Annotated in this window: 20 protein-coding genes and 1 pseudogene; 9 read left to right on the top strand and 12 right to left on the bottom strand. The window is 72.2% G+C overall.

The window, feature by feature from the left end; translation table 11 throughout:
- Positions 1-213 precede the first annotated feature (213 nt).
- The 3 genes from ACWGB8_RS10410 to ACWGB8_RS10400 all read left to right on the top strand — a co-directional run bounded on the left by ACWGB8_RS10410 (position 214) and on the right by ACWGB8_RS10400 (position 3,490).
- Entirely contained in the window at positions 214-1,854 is a 1,641-nt protein-coding gene (locus tag ACWGB8_RS10410; protein WP_452212178.1) for an FAD-binding oxidoreductase, read from the top strand.
- Positions 1,855-2,261: 407 nt separating this feature from the next.
- Positions 2,262-2,729 carry a hypothetical protein gene (locus ACWGB8_RS10405; protein ID WP_452212177.1) on the top strand — a complete coding sequence of 156 codons (468 nt, stop codon included), beginning with the start codon at positions 2,262-2,264 and terminating at the stop codon, positions 2,727-2,729.
- Positions 2,730-3,247: 518 nt separating this feature from the next.
- Positions 3,248-3,490, top strand: coding sequence for a DUF1918 domain-containing protein (locus ACWGB8_RS10400; RefSeq protein ID WP_452212175.1), 243 nt, complete (start codon positions 3,248-3,250; stop codon positions 3,488-3,490).
- A 271-nt stretch (positions 3,491-3,761) separates the two neighbouring features.
- Here the strand turns inward: ACWGB8_RS10400 and ACWGB8_RS10395 are convergent, their stop codons facing one another.
- The gene (locus tag ACWGB8_RS10395) at positions 3,762-4,205 is read right to left on the bottom strand and encodes a universal stress protein (protein WP_452212173.1); all 444 of its coding nucleotides are present in this window, start codon (positions 4,203-4,205) and stop codon (positions 3,762-3,764) included.
- A gap of 219 nt (positions 4,206-4,424) precedes the next feature.
- Here ACWGB8_RS10395 and ACWGB8_RS10390 point away from each other — a divergent pair, with 219 nt between their 5' ends.
- On the top strand, positions 4,425-7,181 hold the full coding sequence (locus tag ACWGB8_RS10390; protein WP_452212171.1) for a bifunctional acetate--CoA ligase family protein/GNAT family N-acetyltransferase: 2,757 nt from the start codon (positions 4,425-4,427) through the stop codon (positions 7,179-7,181).
- Between the two features lie 121 nt (positions 7,182-7,302).
- Here ACWGB8_RS10390 and ppsA read toward each other — a convergent pair whose 3' ends face one another.
- A complete protein-coding gene (gene ppsA, locus ACWGB8_RS10385) occupies positions 7,303-9,663 on the bottom strand; it encodes a phosphoenolpyruvate synthase (protein ID WP_452212169.1) in 2,361 nt (786 codons plus the stop codon).
- A 517-nt stretch (positions 9,664-10,180) separates the two neighbouring features.
- Positions 10,181-10,714: a flavodoxin family protein gene (locus tag ACWGB8_RS10380; protein ID WP_452212168.1), complete on the bottom strand. Its 534-nt coding sequence runs from the start codon at positions 10,712-10,714 to the stop codon at positions 10,181-10,183.
- A gap of 283 nt (positions 10,715-10,997) precedes the next feature.
- On the opposite strand from ACWGB8_RS10380, the gene ACWGB8_RS10375 reads away from it, so the two are divergent.
- A complete protein-coding gene (locus tag ACWGB8_RS10375; RefSeq protein WP_452212166.1) occupies positions 10,998-11,603 on the top strand; it encodes an Rv1733c family protein in 606 nt (201 codons plus the stop codon).
- 7 nt (positions 11,604-11,610) lie between these two features.
- Here ACWGB8_RS10375 and ACWGB8_RS10370 read toward each other — a convergent pair whose 3' ends face one another.
- Positions 11,611-13,977 carry a glycoside hydrolase family 65 protein gene (locus tag ACWGB8_RS10370; protein WP_452212164.1) on the bottom strand — a complete coding sequence of 789 codons (2,367 nt, stop codon included), beginning with the start codon at positions 13,975-13,977 and terminating at the stop codon, positions 11,611-11,613.
- Positions 13,978-14,562: 585 nt separating this feature from the next.
- Here ACWGB8_RS10370 and ACWGB8_RS10365 point away from each other — a divergent pair.
- The 3 genes and pseudogenes from ACWGB8_RS10365 (at position 14,563) to ACWGB8_RS10355 (ending at position 16,171) form a co-directional block, all read left to right on the top strand.
- Positions 14,563-15,366, top strand: coding sequence for an NAD-dependent epimerase/dehydratase family protein (locus tag ACWGB8_RS10365; protein ID WP_452212163.1), 804 nt, complete (start codon positions 14,563-14,565; stop codon positions 15,364-15,366).
- Positions 15,367-15,491: 125 nt separating this feature from the next.
- Positions 15,492-15,597, top strand: a pseudogene (locus tag ACWGB8_RS10360) (transcriptional regulator); the annotation flags it as partial.
- Between the two features lie 217 nt (positions 15,598-15,814).
- The gene (locus ACWGB8_RS10355) at positions 15,815-16,171 is read left to right on the top strand and encodes a zinc ribbon domain-containing protein YjdM (RefSeq protein WP_452212161.1); all 357 of its coding nucleotides are present in this window, start codon (positions 15,815-15,817) and stop codon (positions 16,169-16,171) included.
- Between the two features lie 455 nt (positions 16,172-16,626).
- On the opposite strand, the gene ACWGB8_RS10350 is transcribed toward ACWGB8_RS10355, so the two are convergent.
- The 8 genes from ACWGB8_RS10350 to ACWGB8_RS10315 form a co-directional block, all read right to left on the bottom strand.
- Complete coding sequence (locus tag ACWGB8_RS10350) at positions 16,627-17,121, bottom strand: hydrogenase maturation protease (RefSeq protein WP_452212159.1); 495 nt, start codon at positions 17,119-17,121, stop codon at positions 16,627-16,629.
- A gap of 1 nt (position 17,122) precedes the next feature.
- Positions 17,123-18,418, bottom strand: coding sequence for a Ni/Fe hydrogenase subunit alpha (locus tag ACWGB8_RS10345; RefSeq protein WP_452212157.1), 1,296 nt, complete (start codon positions 18,416-18,418; stop codon positions 17,123-17,125).
- Positions 18,415-19,179: an NADH-quinone oxidoreductase subunit B family protein gene (locus tag ACWGB8_RS10340; protein WP_452212183.1), complete on the bottom strand. Its 765-nt coding sequence runs from the start codon at positions 19,177-19,179 to the stop codon at positions 18,415-18,417. Before ACWGB8_RS10340 ends, ACWGB8_RS10345 begins: the two co-directional genes overlap by 4 nt.
- Positions 19,180-19,207: 28 nt before the next feature.
- On the bottom strand, positions 19,208-20,017 hold the full coding sequence (locus ACWGB8_RS10335) for an FAD/NAD(P)-binding protein (protein WP_452212156.1): 810 nt from the start codon (positions 20,015-20,017) through the stop codon (positions 19,208-19,210).
- Complete coding sequence (locus ACWGB8_RS10330; RefSeq protein ID WP_452212154.1) at positions 20,014-21,159, bottom strand: 4Fe-4S dicluster domain-containing protein; 1,146 nt, start codon at positions 21,157-21,159, stop codon at positions 20,014-20,016. Before ACWGB8_RS10330 ends, ACWGB8_RS10335 begins: the two co-directional genes overlap by 4 nt.
- Before the next feature lie 226 nt (positions 21,160-21,385).
- Positions 21,386-22,057, bottom strand: a complete 672-nt coding sequence (locus tag ACWGB8_RS10325) for a pyridoxamine 5'-phosphate oxidase family protein (RefSeq protein ID WP_452212153.1) — start codon at positions 22,055-22,057, stop codon at positions 21,386-21,388.
- A gap of 244 nt (positions 22,058-22,301) precedes the next feature.
- On the bottom strand, positions 22,302-23,282 hold the full coding sequence (locus ACWGB8_RS10320; protein ID WP_452212151.1) for an Acg family FMN-binding oxidoreductase: 981 nt from the start codon (positions 23,280-23,282) through the stop codon (positions 22,302-22,304).
- A 22-nt stretch (positions 23,283-23,304) separates the two neighbouring features.
- The gene (locus ACWGB8_RS10315; protein ID WP_452212149.1) at positions 23,305-23,634 is read right to left on the bottom strand and encodes an SHOCT domain-containing protein; all 330 of its coding nucleotides are present in this window, start codon (positions 23,632-23,634) and stop codon (positions 23,305-23,307) included.
- A gap of 719 nt (positions 23,635-24,353) precedes the next feature.
- Here ACWGB8_RS10315 and ACWGB8_RS10310 point away from each other — a divergent pair.
- Complete coding sequence (locus tag ACWGB8_RS10310; protein ID WP_452212181.1) at positions 24,354-24,998, top strand: helix-turn-helix domain-containing protein; 645 nt, start codon at positions 24,354-24,356, stop codon at positions 24,996-24,998.
- Positions 24,999-25,561: the final 563 nt, after the last annotated feature.

The raw sequence follows: 25,561 nt of genomic DNA, 5'->3' as shown, positions 1-25,561 counted from the left end.
CGGCGGCGGCGCGGGCGTTTCGGCCGCCGGGCCGGGACGCGGTGCGGAGACCCGGACCTCCCCGGGGCCGGGTGGCGATTCCCGGGCGGGGTGGGATTTCCGCGGGGTCCGAAATTGCGTACTGTCACACTTATTTGGGGTGGAAATGAATCCCGGGAAACCCGTGTTAGCGTGCGGCGGAAGGCAATGGTTCGGACCGAGAGGAATGTCGCCGTGAGCGATGGGGAAGTGTCCCGCCGAGGATTTCTGGGCAGTGCCGGAATCGCCGCCGCCGGCGGGGCTTCGCTCGGTCCGCTCGGGCTGTCGGCGGGTGCGGCCAGGGCCGACACGGTGCCCGAGGGGCAGTCCGTGCTGCCCGGCGACCCCCGGTACCGGACGCTCAGCCAGGGGTTCAACCAGCGCTGGATCAGCACGCCGTCGGCCATCCGCCTGGTCGGCGGCGAGCCCGACGCGGTCTGGTCGCTGGCCGCCGCGCTCACCGCGGGGAAGCGGCCGACGGTGCGCGGCGGCGGCCACTGCTACGAGAACTTCGTCGACAACGACGACGGCGTCATCCTCGACCTCAGCACCATGAACGGTGTGGACGAAGGACGCGACAAGTTCGGCGGAGCCACCTACGCGGTCGAGGGCGGGGCCACCAACTGGGACGTCTACACCACCCTGTTCCGCAAATTCGGCGTCACGATCCCGGCCGGCTCCTGCTATTCCGTCGGCGCGGGCGGCCACATCTGTGGCGGCGGGTACGGGCTGCTCTCCCGGCGGCACGGGCTCACCGTCGACCACCTGGTCCAGGTCGACGTGGCGACCGTCCGCGACGGGCGGGTCGAGGTGACCCGGGCCCACCGCAAGGACCCGGAGGGCTCGCCCGAGCGCGACCTCTTCTGGGCCCACACCGGCGGGGGCGGCGGCAACTTCGGGGTCGTCCTGCGCTACCACTTCGCGCGCAGCATCCCCCAGCCGCCGCCGCAGGTCTGGCTCAGCAGCATCGCCTGGCCCTGGGCGGACCTGCTCGCGAACCCCGAGGACTTCCGCACCCTGCTGAAGAACTACGGCGACTTCCTCGCCCGGCACAGCGGCCCGGACGAGCCGGTCTACCAGGGCCTTTTCACCCTGCTCAAGCTCACCCACCACAGCAACGGGAACGTCGTCCTGCTCAGCCAGTGGGACGGCGCGGACGTCGCCCCGCTGGACGAGTTCCTCGACTCCCTCGAACGCGGCATGACGACCAAGGCCACCATGCAGACCCACAGCGCCGCCGGCTTCTTCCTGCCGTACCCCGACAAGCGCCGCCGACTGCCCTGGTTCCAGGCCACCATGACCCTCAACGGCTCCGGCGACAACCAGCGCGGCAAGTACAAGTCGGCCTACCACCGCACACCGTTCACGGACGTCCACATCGACGCCTTGTGGACGTGGCTGACCAAGGACGTCCCCGGGCTCGACCTCACCCAGACCCTGGTGCAGGTCGACTCCTACGGCTGCCGGATCAACACCAAGGGCCCCACCGAGACGGCCGTTCCCCAGCGGGACTCGATCATGAAGCTCCAGTACCAGACCTACTGGACCGACCCCGCCGCCGACGACGGCCACCTCGCCTACCTGGCCGACCTCTACCAGGACGTCTACCAGGCCACCGGAGGCATCCCCGAGATCAACCCGAAGGGCGGCAACGCCGACACCGACGGCGCCTACGTCAACTACCCGGACGTCGACCTCGGCACCACCGCGGACCGCGACCCGGCCTACCCCCGCCTGTACTACAAGGAGAACTACGCCCGCCTGCAGCGCACCAAGCGGATCTGGGACGAGCGCAACGTCTTCCACCACGCCCAGTCGGTCACCCTGCCGTCCTGACCGATCGCGCAGAGACATGTCGACCATCCGGTAAATGGATGATATCGGGATGAAAGGGTGTGAGTAAAGGGTCGTGGCGGTCAACCGGCGTGAGCAGGGGTGGCCTGCTGACTGCTCCCGCGAGGGTGGTTCGGGGTCCGCACGCAGCGGGTCGGGCTCTCAGGTGTGTGCGTGTGTGTGAGGGCGTACTCGGGTCGATGCTGACTTCTTGCTGACCTCACCTGATGGGCAATCAGGCGAGGTCGGCCATGGGAGTCACCACCCAGAAGCACGTGCTCGGGCTGACCTACCGCGCCCAGGCGGCGTCGGAGAACTGCCTTCCCATGCGGCACCACAGGGCGCGCCGGTGCTGACCGTCGCACGATCTCCCGGACGCCCGAGCTCGGAACGGGGCGGAGCCCGTGGGCTTGCGCGTCGATCTGATGAGCGGCCGCGGCATGCGCAACGGCGAGGCTCTGGCTGTGAACATCAACAACATCGTGGCTGACGGCGTGTACCGGATCACCGAACAGGTCAACCAGACCACGAAGGACTACGCGCCGCTCAAGCACCGCAAGGCCGGCGACTACCGTGACGTCCCCTTCGCCGTCCCCGTCAAGCGCTCCATCAAGCGGTACGCCGACACGTACGGCACGGTCAATGGCTATCTGCTCCGCCACCCGCGTGACCTGGCCAGGCCGATGCCGTACCACGTCATGCAAAGCCAGTGGCGGCGGATCAAGAACGACGGCGTCGTCGAGATCCCCGACGGCATGGTCATCTACAGCCTTCGCCACTTCTTCGCATCCAACTGCCTCGCCCACAACATACCGATCACCGACGTCAGCGGAACCCGTTCGTCAAAGACTCCCGGCCGGAGCCAGCCGCGATTTTGACCCCGACTGCTGAACCGCCACTGCCGAGCACAGGTCCCTGCCGTTCCGGTTAATCGACGAATACCGAGCCGGTTCACCACCGTCCGCCGACGCCGGGCACCGAGAAGGCCCTCTACTGCGGCATCCCTTCCTGCGGTGAGCCGCCGTAAAGCCGGCCGAATGGTCATGAGGATGGCCGGACAGCGGAGTTCCCCTGCAGAGATCCCGCTCGACGCACTGCGCCCGGTGGTCGACGGTCTGGTGCAGCACGCGGCGCGGGCAGTTCACTCCCGCTGGAGCAGCTCCGGTGGGTGGGGGTTTGTTGGACCCACCGGCCCGCTCGGTGCGGAAGCGTCGACCCTGTACCCGGGGTCGATCGGCGCTGCCGCCCCGTCGGCGTGCGTGCGCCGGGGCGGCCGGGGGCGCGGTGTCCGCAAGCAGGGCCGTTCGGCCCGTGCCGACCCAAGTCGAACGTGGTGCCATGGAAGTTGCGGGACGGTCGCCGCCCGCCCCGTACCGAGTGACACCTGGAGGGCGTCATGAAGGCCGCACTGGGGGACCGCATCATCGTCCAGGGCACCCGGCCCGGCGTGGCCCGGCGGGACGGGGAGATCGTCGGTCTGCACCACCCCGACGGGAGCCCTCCCTACGACGTTCGCTGGTCGGACGACGGACGGGTGACGGAGTACTTCCCCGGGCCCGACGCACGGGTCCACCACTACCGGCACGGTGACTCCGCCACTGGGGGCCTCGGCGCCGAACCGCATCTCTACGCCGGTTGACGGACCCCGCCCGTGACCGCCCCGACCCCGCGGATCGGGCACCCCACGCGGGCGGACGGAGGCGGAGACCGGCCTGCAGTTGCTCGGCCTGATCGCGCTCGGCGATCCGCCGAAACAGGCCGCTGCGGGCACCTTGGCCTCCTGCCGCCGCGCCGGGATCCGGCCCGGGTCCCGGGCCGGATCCCATGACGTCCTTCGGTACCGGTCGCGGCCGCCGACGAGGCCGGCCCCGCCCCGGGGCACCGCGGATCATGGCGACGGTTCTCCCGGATCACTCCGGCCGTACGATGACGACGGGGCACGGAGCGTGCAGGGCGCACCTCTGGCTCACCGAGCCGAGCATCGCCCGGGTGAACGTTCCCCGGCCCCGGCTCCCCACCACCAGCAGCTCAGCGTCGGCGGCCGCGTCGATCAGCGCCTCGGCCGGGTTGGCCCGCACCACGTGCGGGCGGACGCCCGCGGCCGCCTGGTCGCTCAAGACCTCCCGCAGCTCCTCGGCGAGCCGCGCGTGCGCCACGCTCACGTCGAGATCGGGGTCGACCGCAGGCGCCGACCACCCGTACTGGGTGGGGAACTCCCACGCGGTCACGGCGTCCACCACCCCGCCGATCAATCCTGCATACCGCACGGCCCACCGCAGGGCGGCCTGCGAGGACGGCGAGCCGTCCAGGCCGACCACCACCCGGGGAGGCGATTCCTGGCTGTCGGGTTCCATCCTCTGCCCACTCCTCGCGTCGCGTCGACCCCCCTGAGATCCACGGTGCACGCAGGACGCCGGCTCCGCCAGCAGAACCGACAGCGATCGGCCGGTCGGGTACGAGCCCGACCCGACAGCCGACAGCCGACCCTTCCTCGGGGTCGATCGGCCCTGTTCGCGGAACTGGACGGCGTCCGATCGTGGAGGTGGAACACCCGACGAACGAGGGAGCCGTCGATGCCCGGCGTCCAGCACCCGCCACCCGCCGTCGAGGCCCTTCTGGCGGACGGTTCGACCGCTGTGATCCGTCCCCTCGGTGCGGATGACCACCCTGCCGTCCTCGACCTGCACATGGCAGGGATGTCCGACGAGAGCCGCCGCATGCGCTTCCTCGGCGTCAGCCGCCGCGCGCCCTCACTCGCGGCCGACCGGCTGTGCGGGCCTCCCCGCCCCGGCTTCCTGGCACTCGGAGCCTGGGTCGGCGCCGAACTCGTCGGAGAGGCCGACTACGAGGTCGAGCCTGACCGCGTCGACACCGCCGAACTGGCCATGGCGGTCGCCGACGCGTGGCAGCACCGGGGCGTCGGCACGCTTCTCGTCGAACACCTGGTGCACGTCGCCCGCGAGAACGGCGTCCGTACGTTCGAGGCCGACACGCTGGCCGGCAACCGGTCCGTCCACCGGGTCTTCACCGATCTCGGCCTGCCCGTCCACCGCCGCCTGGACCGCGGTGAGGTCCGCGTGCGTGTGGAGCTGGACGAGGCCGACGAGCACTACCGCGACGCCGTCGAGGTCCGGGGCCGGGCCGCCGGCGTCGCAAGCCTGGCTGCTCTCCTGAGGCCGCGATCGGTCGCTGTCGTCGGCGCCTCGCGCCGGCCCGGATCGGTCGGGCAGGCAGTGTTCCGGAGGATCCGGGAAGGCGGCTTCACCGGGGACCTGTGGGCGGTCAACCCCCGTGCGGAACGGATTGCGGACGAGCCCGCCTACCCGGCGCTCACCGCGCTGCCCGGCGTGCCGGATCTCGCCGTCCTGGCCGTTCCACTCTCGGTGGTCGCGGGCGCGGCCCGGGAGTGCGGGCAGGCGGGTGTGCGGGCGCTCGTCGTGCTCACCTCGGGCCTGGACGCCGACACCGCCCGCCAGCTGATGCACACCTGCCGCGAGCACTCGATCCGGCTGGTGGGGCCGAACAGCCTGGGCATCGCACAGACCGACCCGGCCATCCGCCTGGACGCCGAGTTCGGCGGCGCCTACCCGCTGCCGGGCTCCGCCGGGGTGGCCGTGCAGTCCGGCGGGGTGGGCATCGCACTGTTGCAACGGCTGGCCTGGCTGGGCATCGGCGTCTCCAGCTTCGTGTCGTTGGGCGACAAGTACGACGTCAGCGGCAATGACCTGCTGCAGTGGTGGGAGAGCGACGGGCGCACCGACCTGGCACTGCTGCACCTCGAATCGTTCGGCAGTCCCCGCGCCTTCGCCCGCACCGCCCGCCGGGTCACCGGGGCGATGCCGGTGCTCACCGTGGACGCCGGCCGCTCGACCGCGGGGCGGCGCGGGGCCGCCTCCCACACCGCAGCCGCCGCAACGCCGACGGTCACCCGCGAGGCCCTGTTCCGGCAGGCCGGCATCACCGCGACCCGGAGCATCGCCGAGCTGGTCGACACCGCCGCGCTCCTGCACGCCCAACCGCTACCGGGCGTGCGCGGCGCGGTGGCGGTGGTGTCCAACGCCGGCGGCATCGGCATCCTGGCCGCGGACGCGTGCGTCGACGCCGGCCTGAGCGTGCCCCGGCTGCCACCGGACCTGAGCGCGAAGCTCCGCTCCGTACTGCCCGACGGTGCCGGCGCCACCAATCCGGTGGACACCACGGCCGCGGTCGGCCGCGGCGCACTCCGGTCCGCCATCGAGCTGCTGGTCCGCAGCAAGCACGTGGACGCGGTCGTCGTGTGTCTGGCCCCGACCGCCCTGACCATCGACCCTCGCGAGGACCCGGTGCGGGCCCTGCTCGACGGCCCCGCCCGCCGAAGGGTCCCGATCGCCGTCGTCCAGCTCGGACAGCAGATCCCGGTCGGCTACCTCCACGGCGCCGACGGCGGGCTGCTGCCCGGCTACGCCGACCCGAGGTCCGCCGCCCTGGCACTCGCCCACGCTCGGGACCGGGCGCGGCGGCTTGCCGAACCGCCGAGCCCCGAGGCACGTGCGCAGGGCTGCGACCCGAAGCGGGCCCGGGACCTGGTCGACCGCTACCTTGCGGCACACCCGGACGGGGGGTGGCTCGACCCGGAGCTGACCGCCCGCCTCCTGGAGTACTACCGGCTCCCGCTCACGAGGCAGCTGTGGGCAGCCGACGAGAGCGGCACCGTCCTCGCGGCCCGGTCACTGCGACCGCTCGGCCATGACGGAAGGGTCGCTCTCAAGGCGTACTGGGAGGGGCAGGTCCACAAGAGCGCCTCCGGAGCGGTCCGCACCGGACTCGCCGACGACAGCGAGGTCCGCGACACGTACCGCGGATTCGCCGAGCGGTTCGGCGCACGGATGACCGGAGCCGTCGTGCAGCCGATGGCCGCTCCCGGGATCGAACTGCTCGCCGGCGTCGTCCAGGACGAGGTCTTCGGCCCGCTGGTCGTCCTCGGGCTCGGTGGCACCGCCACCGAGGTACTGGACGACCGCACGGCGCGCCTGGCGCCGCTGACCGAGCGAGACCTCGACACCATGGTGGGCGAACTGCGCGGCGCACCCCTGCTGCTCGGGGGCCTCGGTGGCCCACCCGTCGACGGGCCGGCCCTGGCCCGGACGCTCACCGGCCTCTCGCGGATGGCCGTCGACCTGCCGCAGCTCGCCGAGACCGACCTCAATCCGATGATCGCCCGACCCGACGGCGTGGTCTGCGTGGATGCCAGGATCCGTCTGGAACCGAGGCCCCCCTTCGTCCCGTACCTGCGCCGCCTCCGACAGCCGTACCGGGCAGGCACCCCGGAGACCCCCGCAGCGGAGCGGTGAAGCACACCGTCGACGACGGGACGGGCGGCGGGTCCCTCCACAGGTGTCCGCACTGCCGCCGTCACCGTCCGCCGGCACGTCGAATCAGCTGCCGACGTAGGTGCACGAGTCCGGGACGGACCTACCCGTGCTCCTCCGCGGCAGCCACTGCCCGTTTCACGGCGGCGAAGCTGTCCGGGGTCACGGAGATCGAGTCGATGCCCGCCTGCACCAGTAAGCCGGTGAACCCCGGGTCGTTGCTCGGGCGCTGCCCGCACAGGCCGACGTGGCGGCCCGCCGCATGGGCGGTGGCGACGAGGCTCTCGATGCTGCGGGTGACGGCCGGGTCGCGCTCGTCGAAGAGGTGGGCCAGCACAGCGGAGTCGCGGTCGACGCCCAGGGTGAGCTGGGTCAGGTCGTTGCTGCCGATCGAGAAGCCGTCGAAGCGCTCGGCGAACTGCTCGGCGAGCAGGATGTTGGCCGGGATCTCCGCCATCACGTGCACCCGCAGGCCGTTCTCGCCCCGGGCGAGTCCGTTGTCGGCCATCACGGCGAGCACCCGATCGGCCTCCTGCGGGGTGCGGCAGAACGGGATCATCACCACGACGTTGGTCAACCCGAAAACGTCCCGGACCCGGCGCAACGCCCGGCACTCCAGAGCGAAGCCGTCCCGGTACCCGGGGTCGTAGTAGCGGCTCGCACCGCGCCAGCCGATCATCGGATTGGCCTCGGCCGGTTCGAAGGGCGCGCCCCCGATCAGCCGGGCGTACTCGTTGGTCTTGAAGTCGCTGGTCCTCACCACCACCGGGTCGGGCCAGCGGGACGCGGCGATCCGGGCCACACCGTGCGCGAGGCCCTCCACGAAGTACTCGGTGCGGTCGTCATGGCCGCTCGTCAGCTCGTCGACCCGCCTCCGGTCCTCGGCGGACAGCCGCTCCGGGTGGACCAGCGCCATCGGGTGGACACGCACCTGGTGGGCGACCACGAACTCGGTGCGGGCCAGCCCCACCCCGTCCGCCGGGAGGCTCCACCAGCGGAACGCAGCGCCCGGATCGCCCAGGTTGAGCATGACCTGGGTCCGGGTGGTCGGCAGCGAACCGAGGTCGGTCTCGGTCGTCTCGAAGTCGAGCAGGCCCGCGTACACGTGCCCGTCCGCGCCCTCGGCGCAGGAGACCGTCACCGCCTGTCCGTCCGCCAGCACGGCCGTGGCCGAACCGGTGCCGACCACCGCCGGCACGCCCAGTTCGCGGCTGACGATCGCGGCGTGCGAGGTGCGTCCACCGTGGTCGGTCACGATCGCGGCGGCCCGCTTCATCAGCGGCTCCCAGTCCGGATCAGTGATCGAGGTGACCAGCACCGCGCCCTGCGGGAACCGTTCCAGCTCCGTCGGCTCCGCGAGCGCGCACACCGGTCCCGCCCCGATCGCCTCGCCGACGGCGATACCCTCCACCAGGCGCTCGCCCGTGCCGGTGAGGCGGTAGCGGCGGAGCACCTCACCGCGGCGCGACTGCACCGTCTCCGGACGGGCCTGGACGACGAACAGGTCCTTGGTGAGCCCGTCCTTCGCCCATTCCAGGTCCATCGGGCAGCCGTAGTGCTCCTCCACCGCCACCGCCCATTCGGCGAGTGTACGGATGTCGCCGGGGCCGAGCACCTGACGGGCCCGCTCGGCGGCGTCGGTATCGACGGTCCGGGTGGCGCCGTTCTCGGCGTAGACGGCCTTCCGGCGCTTGGCACCGAGCTGCACCCGGATCACCGGATCGAGCCGGTGGTCCTTGAGCACCGGCTTGAACACCGTGTACTCGTCCGGATCCACCTGACCACTGACCACCGTCTCGCCCAGACCCCAGGCCGCGCTGATCACGACCACTCCGGGGAACCCGGTCTCGGTGTCCAGGGTGAACGCGACACCGGCCCCGGCGAGGTCGGAGCGGACCATCAGCTGGACACCCACCGACAGCGCCAGGGAGAGGTGGTCGAAGCCCATCCGCTCGCGGTAGTCGATCGCCCGGTCAGTGAAGAGCGAGGCGAAGCAGCGACGGCACGCAGCGAGCAGCGCATCGGCACCGCGGACGTTGAGGAAGGTCTCCTGCTGGCCCGCGAAGCTGGCCTCGGGCAGGTCCTCGGCGGTCGCGCTGCTGCGCACGGCGACATCGGGATCGTCGCGGCCGCTCTCCCGCCCGAGCCGCTCGTACGCCGCGACGATCTCGCGTTCGAGGGCGGCCGGCAGGGGGGTGGCGAGGAGGGCGGACCGGACGGCACTGCCGACCTCGGGGAGCGGTGCCCCGTCGTGCAGACGATCGACCTGCTCGGCGATCAGAACTCGGAGTCCGGCGCTGTCCAGCAGTTCGCGGAAGGCGTCGGCGGTGGTGGCGTAGCCGTCCGGGACCCGGACTCCGGCCGGGCGCAGCGCGGTGATCAGCTCACCGAGCGAGGCGTTCTTGCCGCCGACCAAGGCGACGTCCTCCCGACCGAGGTTCCGGAAGTGGATGACACGGCGCATGGCAGCCCCCAAGGGCGTTCGCAGGGTGCCCCCGCGGAGCGGCGGGCGCAGCGAGGGCTCCGTCCCCACCACTCTGCCGTCGCGTCGGAGGCCAGGGGCAGGGCCGTTCGGCCCCCACTTCGCGGACCGACGGAGCTTCGGACCCGGAGGACGGCGGGTGCGGATCAGCGACGACTCGGCACGGAACCTCAGTAGGGCATCGGACGGCCGAACGCGGTGCGCAGGTCGAGCGGGGCCGCGGCCGCGGACGGCCGCCCGGGCGCTTGACGATCCTGATCCTGCCTATCGGGGCCACCTCCTCGATGCGGTCTCCGCCGTCCGGTTCGCCACCAGGGTCCCTCTGGAGCCGGCCCCTGGCTCCCACGAGCGGCCGGTCACCTTCCACGGGCCGCCCCTGGGCCCCTGAACAGTCCGGCCCGTGAGCGCAGGTGAGGCCCCGGTGACTCGGCTGTCTGTCGCGCGGGCTGCAGGGCTCCGCCGCCGCTGCTCCCCGCACCGTTCCGCCTCGGGTGCGGCGTCACACCAGGCGGGCGCCCCAGGCGCGAGCGCGGTCGAGTTCGCCGTCGCGGAGCGGACCGTCGGCGCCCTCGACGACGAAGCCCTCGGGCTCGGCGACGACGTCGTAGCGGTGGTGGGCGAGTCGACGGGCGATGCCCGGAGCGGCTCCGCCACTGCCCGTGCCGGCGCCCCGGGTGTCGAAGGCGGCGGCATGCGTTCCGGCCCCGCTCTCCGGCAGGTGGTGGAACCAGGTGCGCAGTCCCGGTCCCGCAGCGGTCTCCCGCGCCTCGTCCGCGGCGGCCTCATGCCCCTCCTTCCTGGCCTCGGCCGAGGCCGCCATCCGGCGGCTGAGGCCGGAGGACATGCCGCGCATGTGAGTGGGCCCGCCCACCACCAGGAGGTCCGCCGACCGGGTCACGTCGGCCCCGGCCTCGGCCACCGGGAGGCAGTCCACCTCCGCTGCCGGGTCGGACGCGTGGACGCCCTCGGCAACGGCCTCGGCGATCTCCCGTGTGTTGCCGTACATGCTCTCGTACACGATCACGGCGTGCATGGCTGTCCCCTTTCGATTTCCACCCCGTCACCACCAGCCTGGCAGCCGGGAACGACTCGGACATGGGCCGTTCGGACCCCCACGGACGCCGAACGACCCGGCTCGGGAACGCGTCCGCGCTCCTCCGCGTCGAGCCCTGCCTTCCGGCGTCCGCTCCGCCGCGGGCGGGTACGGGCCGGAAGGCCCTGCCCCAGGGGTCCGCCCGGCCCTGCGCCCGGGTCGCCCGCACCGGAAGAATGGGCTCACGGCCGGCGGCAGCCGGCCCGACCGCAGGAGGCGCGCCATGAGCACGCGACGGCACCCGGCCACGCACACGTCCCTCCGCACCCACGCGCACCGGTCCCTGGGCCTGGACCGGAACCCGCTCTGCCGTGCAGTCGACCGGACCCGCAGCCGCCTCGCGCTCGCACTCGCCCTGCTCCTCGCGGCCGCGGCAGCGGTCGGCGCCGTGACGGGAGCGCTGGCGTTCCAGGCCGAGTCGCACGCCGAGCAGGAGAAGTCCCGCCACCGCCACGCCGTCACCGCGACGACCGTCGGCCCGGCCCAAAGGGACGATGCGCGCTCCGGTGGCCTTCGCGCACATGCCGTGGCGCGCTGGGACCACCCCGTCGGGCCGGGCAGCGGCACGATCACGGTACCGGCCGGCACACCCGCCGGGACAGCCGTGAAGATCCACCTGGGCGATGCAGGGATTCCTGCGGCCGCGGCACGCGGCGCCGCTCCCGTCCTCGCCGACGCCGGCGCCGTCGGCCTCGGAGCGGCGACCGGCCTCGCCGCGTTCGCGATCGGCGGGTACGCGCTCCTGCTCCGCGCGGTGAACCGGCGGGCGGAGCGGATCTGGGAGCCCGACTGGGAGCGGGTGGAGCCGCTCTGGTCCCACCGTCGATAGCCCGGGCTCAGTGCCAGAAGACCCGGGAGGCGCCCGGGCGCACCGTGGCCGTCACCCCGCGGAAGCGGATCAGGACCGGCGCGTTCCCGTCCTCCGGCAGGCTCACGGTGGTCGAGCGGTGGTCGACGTCGATCACGATGCCGCGCCGGCCCCGGTAGCTGAGCTCCAGTTCCAGCCGGCCGAGGGCCGAAGGCAGGTGCGGGTCGAGCCGCAGTGCGTCGTCCTGGACCTCCAGGCCGGTGTAGCAGCGCTGGAGCAGGTCGACTGCCCCGGCCATCGCCCCGAGGTGGATCCCTTCCGCGGTCGTGCCGTGCTGGGCGTCCTGGAGGTCGGCGACCAGGGCGTCGCGGAAGTGCCGCCACGACGCGCGGCGGTCGGAACGGGTGAGCACCCAGGCGTGGACGACGGAGCTGAGCGTCGAGCCGTGCACGGTGCGTCCGAGGTAGTAGCCGGTGGTCCGCCGGAAGAGTTCGTGCGGCGCCGGGTAGCCGAGCCTGCGTAGCAGGTCACGGACCTCGCGGGCGGAGAAGAGGTACCAGAGCATCGTCGCGTCCGCCTGCTTGGAGGCTTTGTAGTGGTTGACGGTGTCGCCCTCGGCCTCCAGGATCCGGTCGAGCCGGCGCAGGTCGGGGTAGCGGCGGCGGTAGGACGCCCAGTCGAGTTCCGCCAGCCGTTCGTAGCCGTCGAACTGGCTCAGCACACCCTCGTGGAACGGCACGTACAGGTGCCGGCCGACCTCGTGCCAGCGGTCGAGTTCAGCGGCGTCCAGGGCGAGGCGCTCCAGTAGCTCCCCGCGTCTGCGGCCGGGCAGGACCTGCAAGGCGTCGAGGGCGCGGGCGAGGACCCAGGAGGCGAGGACGTTGGTGTAGGCGTTGTCGTCCAGCCCGGGCCGGTCGGCGCCGGGGTAGGCGTCGTGGTACTCGTCGGGACCGAGGACGCCGCGGATCGACCAGCGCCCGCGGTCGCGGTCGTGCACGGCCGCGGACGACCAGAAGCGGGCGATCTCCAGCAGCATCTCGGCGCCGGCGGTGGCGAGGAAGTCCAGGTCGCCGGTGGCCTGGTAGTACTTCCACACGTTGTAGGCGACCGCGGAGCCGACGTGTCGCTGCAAGCGGCTGTGGTCGGGCAGCCACCGGCCGGACAGCGGATTGAGGTGCAGTCGCTGGGACTCTTCCCGGCCGTCGCTCGCGCTCTGCCACGGGTACATCGCGCCGCGGAACCCCGCGGCGGCGGCGTCCTGCCGGGCTGCATCCAGGCGGCGGTGGCGGTACCGGAGGACTGCACGGGCGAGTTCGGGGAAGCGTAGGTCGAGCAGCCGGAGGACGAAGAGTTCGTCCCAGAAGACGTGCCCCCGGTACGCCTCGCCGTGCAGTCCGCGGGCCGGGACGCCGACGTCCAGGTCGGCGGAGTGCTCGGAACAGGTCTGCAGCAGGTGGAAGAGGGCCAGGTGCATCGGGCCCGCGCCGTCGAAGTCGGCGTCGAGCCGGCACCGCGACCACAGCTGCCTCCAGCGGAGCGTGTGCTCGGCGAGCGACTTGGTGAACCCACCGGCCCGCAGCGCCAGCAGCCGGGAGGCTCCCAGCGGGGTCTCGATGGCCGGATCGCGGGAGGTGTGCACCACCACGGCCTTCTCGACGGTGACCGGCTGCCCGCGCCGGACGTCCAGCGCCCGGACCTCAGCGACCCGGCCGTCGTCTTCCTCCGTGCTGACGGACACCGACCCGGGGCGGGTCCGGATCCGGGCGGCGAGGGCGATCCGCAGCGGCGAGTTGGCGGCCTCGACCTCCAGCCGGAGCAGCCCGTGTTCGTCGACGCCCCGCCCGACGGGGAGGAGGTGGCGCTCGGTCAATCCCCGGTAGCGGGCGACACCGGTGTTGGCGACGGCTCCGTCGAGCGCCGCTCGCAGCTCCAGCCGGCCGGACCAGTTCTCCGGTGTGAACGTGCTCTCCAGCGCGAGCAGGTGCGGCTGCGCCTGGCTGGCGAACCGGCGCTGGACGAGGCGGGTGCGCCGACCGTGGTCGTCCACCACCAAAGCGGTCCGGGTGAGCACACCCCGTCGCAGGTCAAGCTCCAAGGTCTGCTCTGCCGGGGGCCCGGCGAACCAGTCCCCGCCCTCGGCGCGGAAGTCGAGCGGCAACCAGTTCGGACAGTTGACCAGGTCCTCGTTGGTGATCGTCCACCCCGCGACCGTGGAGGCGGCGCGGTCGTAGCAACCGGCCAGATACGTCCCCGGATAGTGGACGCCGTCGGCGACCGCCTCCGGGGCGGCACCGCGGGTCACCACGTAGCCGTTGCCGACGGCACACAGAGCTTCCCGCAGCCCCTCCTCGTCCGGGTCGAAGCCCTCGTAACGGAGGATCCACGGGTCGGGCATCGCGGGGCGTCCGACAGGCGGGTGAGTTGCCACGGGCACCCTCCGAAACAACCGGTTGTCTCCCAGTTTGCGCAGCCGGGGGCGCCGGCGGCAAGGCGCACGAGAACGCCTCGGCCGCACGGTAGAAGGGCTCGATCACCACCTGCCCGAGCCCGTCGACGTACCCCCAGCCGTCCCTCGGCGGAACCGTGCCAGGCCCCCGGCCGACGCGAGCCGCTTGGCCTCGTCCAGCCCGGGTCCCGCCCGCCACGGGCCGACGTGGTCCAGATATCCCCGACAACCGCCTGCGGCACGGGCGGGCGCCACGGGTCCGCCTGCACCGTCGTCTTCGAACGTCCGGACCTCGGCGAGGTCCGGGGGCGGAGCAGCGCCCCAGTCGGGTCGACCAGGGCGAACAGGGGGTCGCCCGGCCGGTCCCCGGGCACGGACACCACATGGATCCGGGGAGGCATTCGCCGACGATACCCCGAGGCCCTCAGCTGCTCGGAGGTGCTCGGCTGTAAGCCCTCGCGCGGGGGCCGCGGAGGTGACAGGATCACCGTCCGGACGTGGTCGAAGAGTCGTCGAGATCAGGGGAGGCGCGCAGTGGGCCTGGGAACGGTGGCGGTCACCGGTGCGGCGGGGAACATTGGATCCGTGGTGCGGGAGGCCCTCCGGGGCGAAGTGACCCGGCTGGTCCTGCTCGACCGCGTTCCGCTGCGGCCGGAGGCGGCCAACGAGGTGGCCCACACCGTCGACCTGCGGGATCCGGTCGCGGTGGAGTCCGCACTCGCGGGAGTGGACCGGGTGCTCCACCTGGGCGGCGTACCGGACGAAGCACCGCTCGCCGACCTGCTGGAAGCGAACGTGCTGGGCACGCACAACGTCCTGGAAGCCGCCCGGCGCGCGGGAATCCAACGGGTGGTGCTGGCCAGCAGCAACCGTGTGACCGGCTTCCACCCCGTCGGACACCTCACCGGCCCCGAGGACCCGACGCGCCCGGACGGCCTGTACGGGGTCAGCAAGGTCGCCGTCGAGGCCCTGGGCCGGCTCTACGCGGACAAGTTCGGACTGTCGGTGATCTCCCTGCGCATCGGCAGCTTCGAGCCGGCACCCACGGAACCCAGGCACCTGGCGACCTGGCTCAGCCCGCGCGACGCCGTCGGCTACGCCCGGGCCGCGCTCGGCGCCCCATCCATCACCCGCTTCGCGACGGTGTACGCCGTCTCCGCCAACACCCGCCGCTTCTGGCGCCTGCCGACGGAGTCGGAGCTCGACTACCGCCCCGTGGACGACGCCGAACCGCACGCAGCGGGCATCCCCGGAGCACACCTTCCCGCCGACCCCTTGGCACCACAAGCCGGCCCCTACGCCATGCCCGAGTTCACCCTGAACCACCTCCGGCCCTGAGGTCGAAGGACGCCACCGAGCTCCGGCCCGTCCACCACCGGCCGGCGGGGCCACAGACTGCACCCTGGTAGCGCGCGGCCGACACCGATGCACCGCGGGCTGGCGTCGAACCGCGATGATGAGGAGTCGGCCACCCTGTCCGGATCAGGGTCCTCGAACTGCTCCAGGACGGCCCGCTCCCGGTGCGTGAACTGCCGGCCGCGATCGAGGTCGAGCCATCGGCCAACCTCCCGGCCACCACCGCGATCGCCAGGCCGGCGCCCGCGCCGGAGGCCACGCCGAAGCCAAGCGGCAGCGGCAGTGCGGCAATCGCCACTGTCAGCCCGGCCAGCAGGTCCCTGCGCGGCGCGCGCGCCGCCGTCGACGTCCGCTCGAATCCGCTTCCACCTGCAGATACTCGTGTGGGCGGCACCCGGGGGCGGAGCAGGTGGTCGGATATTCTGGCTTCATGAGTGACAACCTGCCCGCGTGTCCTGCATGCTCCAGCGAGTACACCTACGAGATGGACGCGCTGATGATCTGCCCGGAATGCGGTAACGAATGGGCAGCCTCCGAAGGCGCGGCCGATACCGGCGCAGCCGGTGAGCGGGTCGTCAAGGACGCGGTCGGCAACGTGCTCAGCGACGGCGACACCGTGACCGTGGTCAAGGCCCTCAAGGTCAAGGGCAGCCCCTCAGGCATCAAAGCCGGCACCAAGGTCCGCAACATCCGTCTGGTCGACGGTGTCGACGGCCATGACATCGACTGCAAGATCGACGGTTTCGGCGCCGTGCAGCTCAAGTCGAGCGTGGTGAAGAAGGCCTGACTCACACCCACGCCCATCCGGTGACGACCTGTAGGCCCACCCCGGCCTGTTCCGGGCTGCGGCCACCGCGACGGCCACGGCCTCATCCGCGCAGCCGTGACACGGAAGCCCCCCTGGCCGCACCGTACGCAAGGCTTCTGACTCACCGGACCGCAGGAAGCTCGGGTGGGACACCCGAGCGGAGATCGACTCACCCAGAGGCCGGACGCGCTGCAGAACCTTCCCTCGACCCCGAGGTCGGACAGCCGCTCGACCGGGTCCGGGGGACTCCAGCCGACCGGGCCCGGATCGACTCGACCTTGCCCAGGCGGGTGCCGAGCAGTCGGCGCAGGCTCTGCGGCCCCATGGCCGCCAGGTTCGTAGGCCGCCCACCGGGCAGCCCTTGCAGCCCGCTGGATGTGCGGTGGCGGGCGACGGGCCCGCAGACCTTGGTGAATCGTGCCGGGATCAGCGTTTCAGGGGTCGCCCCGCCGAACTCTGTGGGCGGCGAGCTTGTCTCGCACCCGGTCGGCGGCGTGCGGGACGGCAGCGGCGACGGCCGGGCTGAGGCCCTGGCCCAGGGTGAAGTCGGCGCCCTCCACCGCGATGATCATCAGCTCGCCCGGCAGGCGGCCGAGCGCGGAAGCCAGGGCGATACCGTGGCCGATGCCCAGGCCGTGGGTTCCCGCTGCCGCCGCCTCGTTCAGCAGGCCGTCCGGGAGGTCCGGTAGTACGGCGACCTGGTGGATCCGGCCCGGCTGCCCGGGGTGGCTGCGGAGGGCGTCGAGCACGATGGCGAGGTCCGCTCCCTCCCACAACTCCATCAGGCGGGTGGGTTCGCCGTCGCACAGGGCGATCCGGTCGGCCTCGACCCCGGCGGCGGTCAGTTCGGCCAGGACCGCCAGGGCGGCGCCGTCGTCGTGGCGGTACTCGTTGCCGACGCCGATGAGCACGATGCGGTCGCGGGCCATGTCAGCTCCGGTCCACGGTGAGGGTGAGGAAGTGGGCCGCACAGGAGATGCACGGATCGTAGTTGCGGATCGCCTGTTCGCACTGGCGGGTCAGTTCCTCGTCGTCCAGGTCCAGTCTGGGGCGGATGAACGCCCGCAGGTCGGCTTCGATGGCGGCCTGGTTCTGGGCGGTGGGCGGGACGATGACGGCCTTCCGGACGATGCCCTGCCGATCGAGTTCGTACCGGTGGTAGAGCAGCCCGCGCGGGGCCTCGGTGGCACCGTGGCCGACGCCCTCCCGGGGCGGTACGGGGACAGCCGGGGCGGGCGGCGGCTCGTACTTCTCGATGATGCGTTGTGCCTCGGTGACCGCCCACAGCACCTCGACCGCACGGATCACGATGCTGCGGAAGGGGTTGGAGCACCGGGGGCCGATGCCGGCCTGCGCGGCGAGGCCGCGGATCTCGGCCGGGAGCCGTTCGCTGCCGAGGTTCCAGCGCGCGAGCGGTCCGGTGAGGTGGGGCCGACCGTCCAGGGTCGCGTGCAGCGCGGTGGAGTGCGGCACCTGGTGTTCCCGGACCCGGTGCTCGAATTCCCGCAGCGGGAAAGCTCCGGCGACGGTACCGGTGGGGGTGCCGGAGTCGATCGCGTAGCGGTCCGGTTCGGTGAGCGCGAGCAGTTCGTGCGGGACGGCGAGTTCGGGGAAGTCGAACCCGGACACCCAGTCGAGGGTCTCCTCGGCGTCCGTCCTCGCCTGCCGCAGGACGGACGCCAGGTGGTCGAGTTCCGCTCGGGTGGGCAGGCGGTGGAAGCCGCCGAGCCGGACGTTGACCGGGTGGATGGCCCGTCCGCCGAGGATCTCGACGATCTCGTTTCCGGCCTTCTTCAGCCGCAGCCCGCGCTGCAGCGGTGCGGGATCGGTGCGGGCGAAGGCCAGCGCGTCCGGCATACGCAGGAAGTCCGGCGCGTGGAGCAGGTATATGTGCAGGGTGTGACTCTCGATCCACTCACCGCAGTACAGCAGCCGTCGCAACTCGGCGAGTTGACCGTCCACGGTGACCCCGCAGGCGTCCTCCACTGCTCGGCAGGCGCTCATCTGGTAGGCGACCGGGCAGATGCCGCAGATCCGGGAGGTGAGGTCGGGCGGCTCGGTGTACCGGCGGCCCTGCAGCAGGGCCTCGAAGTAGCGAGGGGGTTCGTAGATCTCCAGCCGTACGGCCTCGACCTCGTCGTCGTGCACGGAGACGTGCAGCGCGCCTTCGCCCTCGACGCGGGCCAGCGCGCCGACAGTGAGCAGTCGGTTGGTGCGGTGGGTCATTCGGTCTCCTCGTCGGCCCGGTGGGCGGCTTCGGCGAACGGCGGGTCCTCGGCGTTGAAGGTCCGGTAGAGGCGGGCGACGTCCGGCCCCGTCATACCGTCTCGGCGCAGCAGCGGAAGCATGGCGCGGGTGTTGGGGGTTTCCATCGGGCCGAAGCAGCCGTAGCAGCCGCGTCCGTAGGCCGGGCACAGTGCGCCGCAGCCTGCCTGGGTGACCGGGCCGAGGCACGGAGTGCCGTGGGCGACGGTGACGCAGGTGGTGCCGCGTAGCTTGCACTCGAAGCAGACACTGTGAGTGGGGATGTCGGGCTTCCGGTCGGCCAGGTAGGCCGTGACGACTTCCAGGAGCTGGCGCTTGTCGATCGGGCATCCGCGCAGTTCGAGGTCGACAGGCACATGTGCGGCTATCGGCGTGGACTCGTCCAGGCTGTCGATGTACTCGGGCCGGGCGTAGACGACGGCCTGGTACTCGGGCAGGCCGACCAGGTTCCGCAGGGCCTGGACACCGCCGGCGGTGGCGCATGCACCGATGGTGACCAGGTACTTGGACTGCTCGCGTACCCTCCGGATCCGCTCCAGGTCGGCTGCGGTGGCAATGGACCCCTCGACGAGTGACAGGTCGTAGGGCGGGGGGAGTACGCGGCTCGTGGCCTCCAGGAAGTAGCCGATCTCCACCGTCCCGGCGAGGTCGATGAGCTCGTCCTCGCAGTCGAGCAGGGTGAGCTGGCAACCGTCGCACGAGGAGAACTTCCACACGGCCATGCGAGGGGTCGTCACGGTGCCCACCGCCTCATCGCTCGGGCAGAGACAGCAGGGCCTCGGCGTGGTCCCAGCCGAACACCGGCCCGTCCCTGCAGACCATCACGGGTCCCAGCTGGCAGTGCCCGCACCAGCCGGTGGCGCAGCGCATGTTGCGTTCCAGCGATAGGCGGATCCGGCCGGCGGCGACGCCCCGGCGCAGGAGTTCCTCCGCAGTGGCGCGCATCATCGGTTCCGGCCCGCACAGGTAGGCGCTGCACTGGTCTGGGCGGTAGTCGGCGCCGTCCAGAAGGGTGGTGACCAGCCCGGTGGCGCCCCGCCAGCCGGGCTCGGCGCGGTCCACGGTGACGAGGACCTCTGCACGGGTCCGCCAGACCGGGACCTCGGACAGGAACAGTTGCTCACCCGGTTCGCGGTACCCGGTGAGCACCGAGACGGCGCCGAGCTCAGAAGCCCGGGCGAGGACCTCCTCGATCAGCGGGCGGAGCGGGGCGAGTCCGATACCGCCGGAGACCACCAGCACGTCGCTGCCCGCGGGCGGCGCCTGCCATGCCGTTCCGTAGGGACCGCGGACGCCCACCCATTCACCGGGTTCTGCGCGGCACAGCGCCTCGCTGACCTTGCCGACCGCGCGCACGGTGTGGCTCAGGATGTCATCGGCGATGCCGCTGACGGAGACGGGGATCTCACCCACGCCGAGGGCGTACAGCATCGCGTACTGCCCGGGCCGGAACGCCCGCACCGGGGCAGTTGCGGGGGCCAAGTCCAACGTGACCGTGTCGGCGGTCTCCCGGCGGCGGCCCGCTACGCGGTAGGAGACCGGGGTCATCGCGTGCGTCATGGCGCCTCCCCTGTCGTGGCGGCCTCGGTTCGCAGGGCGGTGACCTCTTCGGTGATGTCGATGCCGACGGGGCACCAGGCGATGCAGCGTCCGCAGCCGACGCACCCGGAGGATCCGAACTGGTCGTACCAGGTGCCCAGCTTGTGGGTGAGCCACTGGCGGTACCGGCTTCGGGCCGAGGAGCGCACCGGCCCGGTGCCGTGCAGGTAGGAGAAGTCGAGGTCGAAGCAGGAGTCCCAGCGCCGCCAGCGTTCGGCGTGGTCACCGGTGAGGTCGGTGACCTCCTCGGTCGTGGTGCAGAAGCAGGTCGGGCAGACCATGGTGCAGTTTCCGCAGGTCAGACAGCGGTCCGCGACGTCGTTCCAGCGTTCGGCGGTCATCGTCCCGGCCATCAGTGAGCGGAGGTCGGACGCGTCCATGTCGCGCCCCATCCGCCCGGCGGCCTCCGCGACCGCCCGGCGGGCGGGTTCGTCGTCGGTGGGGCTGACCGGGAGTTCGTCCAGGACCTCCTCGCCCTCCGGGCTTCCGGGCCGGATCAGGTAGTGGAGACCGCCGTCCGCGTCCACCGTCTCGGTGAGCGCCAGGTCGTACGCCGCACCGTCCTGCAGACCCGGACCGGTTCCCATGGAGGCACAGAAGCACACCCCGCCGGGCTCGGTGCACTCGACGACGACGATGAACGCGCCGGCGCGGCGCGGCCCGTACACCGGATCGGTGTAGGTGCCCCCGGTCAGTACGCGGTCCTGGACGGCGACGGCGCGCAGGTCGCAGGGCCGCACGCCGAGGAAGGCGTACCGCGGAGGCGGGGTGTCGTCCTCGGTGACGGTGACGGTGCCGTCCTCGGCACGGTCCGCCTGCCACAGCCGGGCCCGGGGTGGGTGCAGGAACGTCTTCCAGGACTGCGGGCCGGCCGAGTGCGCGAAGGCCGCCCGGTCGTCCCGTCGGCGCAGCCGGTAGGTGCCGGCCTCGACTTCGACGCCCCAGCCATGGGGCAGGTCGTCCGCCGAAGCCAGTTCGGCAAGGATGATGGCACCGTCGCGGACGGTCGGTCCGACCACGGTGTGTCCCCGCTGCACCAGTGCGTCGACGAGCGCGCCGAGACCGTGTTCGTCGAGCTCTACAGGTGGTGTCGAACTGTCCATCGGGCTGTCCTCAGTCTCGTGACCGATGCCGTCCGCGGGTGCACAGCGGTCCATCGGATTCTCCGGCAGCCGGTTCCGTACCCATGCTCCGCCGAAGCCGCCGATCTCGCACGGGGCCGGTCGGCCCCACCTGCCGGGCCGACCCGACCGGCCGCGCGCGACCGGGGCTGACGGCCCTGCCGCAGCGCCTCGACGGCTCGGGTTCCCGCACGCACTGCCCCATCGTTCACCCGCGGCCGATGCGGCGGCCGGTGACCTCGTCCGGACGGATGCGCACCCAGAGCGGACGGTCGCCGCCGGCCCACGGAACGGCTCCGGGTAGCTGGGCGAGCCGCTCTTGCTCGTGCAGGTCGACCACATGGCGGGCCTGACCGAGAACGAGCACGCTCCAGCCCCGGCTCAGCTGGTCGTCGATGCGGTCCACCTGGAACGAAACGGGCGAGGCGTCGGGCGGGTCGGCAGCGCGCGGCGCTGTGCGGTACACGATCGTTCGGGCGTCAACGGCGTAGTTGACCGGATAGACGGCCGGCCCCGGCTGGGTGTTCAGGGCGATCCGGCCGATGCCGCGGGTACCCATCAGGTCCCAGCACTCGGGCACGGTGAGGTGGAACAGTAGCGGGTGCTCCCCGGCCTCCGCCTGGCCCGGTGGTGCGTCGGTCCGGCCCTCCAGCAGGACCGGCCAGGTGGTTCGGAGCACCGCCGCGATCCGGACGAGCGCCGCCGGGTCGAACACGGGCCCCGTGGCCAGCAGGTGCCGCAGGTACTGCGGCGCCATGGCCGCACGGTACGCCAGTTCCTCCTCGGTCAGGCCGAGCTGGCGTTGTCGATCGGCGATCCGGCGTGCGACGGCGACAGGGTCGGCCCGCCGCACGGCGTCGAAGTCGGGGATGTGGTTCACGGGGGGCTCCTCGGTTCGCCGGAAGCTGTGGGATCGGGTCCGGAACAGCGCGACGTTGAGGGCGCCGTCGTCCCCGGCGTTCGCAAAGCGGTCGTAGGCATCCTGCATCTCGTCGGCTCCCCTGCTTGTGGTGTTCACTCCTCTCGACCGGTGGGCCGTGGTGAACGTTCCGCTCTGCCTTCGGCGAACGGTCCTGGGTCGGCACAGCTCGGGAGTGGCGCGTCCCGCTGCTGGAACCCTGGGTCTACGGGTCGAGGACCTCCTCGACCGCCAGGCGGGGCGTGGGAGCGCCCTCCGGCCCGTACCCGAGCCGGATCAGCATCTGGACGTGACCCGCGCTCTGGTGCGGCTCTCCCGCCGCCCAGCGCAGGTGCGACCATTCCATCGCCTGGTGCAGCAACGATGCCCGCACGCCGTGGACGGTGGCGGTCAGGAGGACGTGTTCCAAGGCCAGCCCGGCCCGCAGCCAGTCCTCGGGGCGGTCGCTCTCCGTGACGAGTACGACCATGCACGGCTCGCGCTCGAACGTGGCAGGAGCCCGGTGGCCAGTGGCGCGGAGAGCCGCGAAGTCCCGCATGGGCAGGTGTCCTGCGCGATCCTGCGGGCCGAGCGCCCTCGCGGGAATGCCGTACGGGGGCACGCTCCCGCTGCGGATCCACCGGCGGCTCTCGGTGCGCTGCGCCTCGTCGGCGGTGGTGCGGCGTTCGGCCTCGGCCGTCACCTCCAGCAGCCGGTCGGTCTCCTCGTGACCGGGCCGGTGGAGGACGGCACCTTCGGTACGGGCGGCGGCCACGAGTTCGTCGAGGACGACCGGCGGGATCGGTGCCCCGGTGAAGGGGGTGCGGACGGAGTGGCGGTGCCAGATCGCCTCGTAGAGCTGCTCCGTACCGGGTGCCCGGACCGCCGCGGGGGTGTCCAGGCCTACGGCGGCGAACAGGTCGGGTTCGGCCGGGTCCGGCAGCAGTCCCACCGTCGGTTCCCACCCGAGGTGCCACGCGGCGACACGCAGGTTGAGCACGGTCGCGCCGACGGAGATGTGCATCGCCCGCCCCTGCGGGTCGGCTGCCGGAAGTCCCCGCTCACGGGCGGCTCGCACCTCAAGCGTCGAGATGTCCGGCTGGAGCCGGAAGCGCCAGGGTTGGGTGTTGTGGATCGAGGGGGCCGCGACCGCAGCGGAGATGAGTTTCTCCAGCGCCGCACCGTCCAACGCGAGGGTGATGGGCATGGCTGTCTCCCGGGTACGCACGTCAGTCGGCGCTAGGCGGGTTGTTGCGCAACACATCGAGGCGCCGACCGTACTCGTCGGGGTCGATCTCGCCGCGCGCGAGGCGGACGGCGAGCAGCTGCTCCGGTGTGGGGCGCTCGGGCGCTGGTGTGCCGCTGCTCGGCGGGAGGGCGCGGTGCTCGGAGGCCTGCACAACGTACCTGCCCAAAGCCACCACACCGACGATCAGCAACGCCCAGAGGAGCAGCATGCTCACGGCCATCAGGCCGATACCCCAGCCGTTCATCCCATGACCATTCCAGTACATCATCGCGGCCTCCTCGGCCTGGCCGGAGGGCACTTTCTGCCTCACCACCACCGTGCGCCCCACGGTCTCGACGGCGCTTGGGCCGATCGGCTCAATCGGAGGGCCCGATGGACACAGGCGCTGGGCTGGAGTCCACGCTCGACACCGAACCCGGGATCGACTGCGGCCTGTTCCAGGGGCTGGCCGAGCTGCGCCGCCCCCGGCGCCCGTTGCCGCTGGATCCCGCGGACGGCCGGGCGGTCGTACTCACCCACGCCCACCCGACCACTGCGGCTACCTTCCGCGGCTGGTCCGCGACGGGTTCCGGGGCCCGTGCTCACCACCCCCGACACCGCGCGCACGCCGAGCTCATCCTGCGTGACAGCGCCCACCTGCTCCGTGAGGAGGCCGACCACGCCAACACCCACGGATGGTCGAAGTACCGGCCCGCCGAACCGCTCTACGATGACCAGGAGATCGAGAGCGCGCCGGCCGCTCTCGCCGCCGCGGCAGTTCCAGGCACTCGGCCGTCCGTGCCGGGTGTGAAGGGCCGGTGGGCCCGGTTCGAGGGCGCCGCACGGCGGACCGCGCGGCCCTGCACACCAGAGCAACAGACGACGGATGCTGAACCCGCGGGGCCAGGAACGCACCCCTACACGGTGTTCGATACCGAGGAGGCAACCGTGTGTACGAAGCCCGCCGACAGAGAGCCGCCCGGACCGCGACACGACCGCCCGACAACACCACCCGCCGAACCGCCCCGGCCCGGCGACCTCGGCCGCCGCATCGCCCGACGACGCCGGGAGCTCGGGCTCAGTCGCTCGGAGGCGGCGGCCCGGGCCGGAATGGCCGAGGGATTCCTCGAGTACCTGGAATCCTCGCCGTCCACGACCGAGGCCGGTTCGCTCATGAGACTGGCCGACGCGCTCGGAACTACCGTCGACCTGTTGCTCGGCGGCGATCTCGACCTTCCGCCCGGTTCGGGGGCTGCTTCGACCCGTGCCGTGCTGACCGAGCTGTCGGCGGCGGAGTGCTGGGGCCGACTTGCACCCGGCGGCATCGGGCGAGTGGCTCTCACCACCGACGACGGCCCGGTCGTCCTCCCGGTGAACTACCGGGTGCTCGACGGCACCGTACTCTTCCGAACCTCCACCGACAGCCTCCTCGCTGCCGCCCCGGGCATTCGGATCGCCTTCGAGGTCGACCGGCTCGACGAGGCCTTGCGCACCGGCTGGAGCGTGCTCGTGACCGGCGATGCCGCCGTGTTCGACGAGCCCGAGGCGATCGAGCACCTCATCCGCCGCGGTAGCCCTGACCCGTGGGCGGGTGGGCAGCGCGACCTATGGGTGCGGATCCGGCCCACGGCCGTCACGGGCCGGATCATCCGTACCGAGGACGAGCCGCCTGAGGTCCCGGGAAGCGACCGCTGAACGGACCCTGCACAGACATCTGCATGCCTGTCCCATGGCGAACCGGAACAGAGCCGAGCCTTTCGCGACGGCCCGCGCCCGGATGAACGCCCAGCTCCCGGCGATCGGATCGGCAGCGGGTCGGTGTCGGCCGCCGTACGGTTCCGCGCGCCCCGGCCACGGATGGTGGGGCCGACCGGCCCTCGCGGCCGACCACCGCCGTACCTGGCGTGGAATCAGGGCCGGTTCCGATGACTGGCCCCCGGATCCGTGGAGGAGCCATGACGTCCGCCCATCCGCGCAGCCAGATGGTTCTCGGTATCGACACCACCTCCACCAACCGCATGGGGGTCGCGTGGGCAGCCGGCGTGGCCGACCGGCGCGGGCTCCCCCCTGCGGCTGGTGCACGCGATTCCGCCCCCGCTTCGCGAGCTCCACGCCTGCGACGAGGGCCGCTACCACAAGGCACTGCGAGAGCAGGCCGACGAAGCCCTCGACCAGGCCGCCTCGACCGTTCGCGAGCGGCACCCCTTGGATTACCGGCTCGCCCGCCCGGAGCACTGGCAACTGTGGCTCGGCCCCAC

Source organism: Kitasatospora sp. NPDC054939 (genome assembly GCF_053610105.1).
The sequence above is the reverse complement of the archived record's forward strand: the minus strand, read 5'-3'. Positions and strand labels throughout refer to the sequence as shown.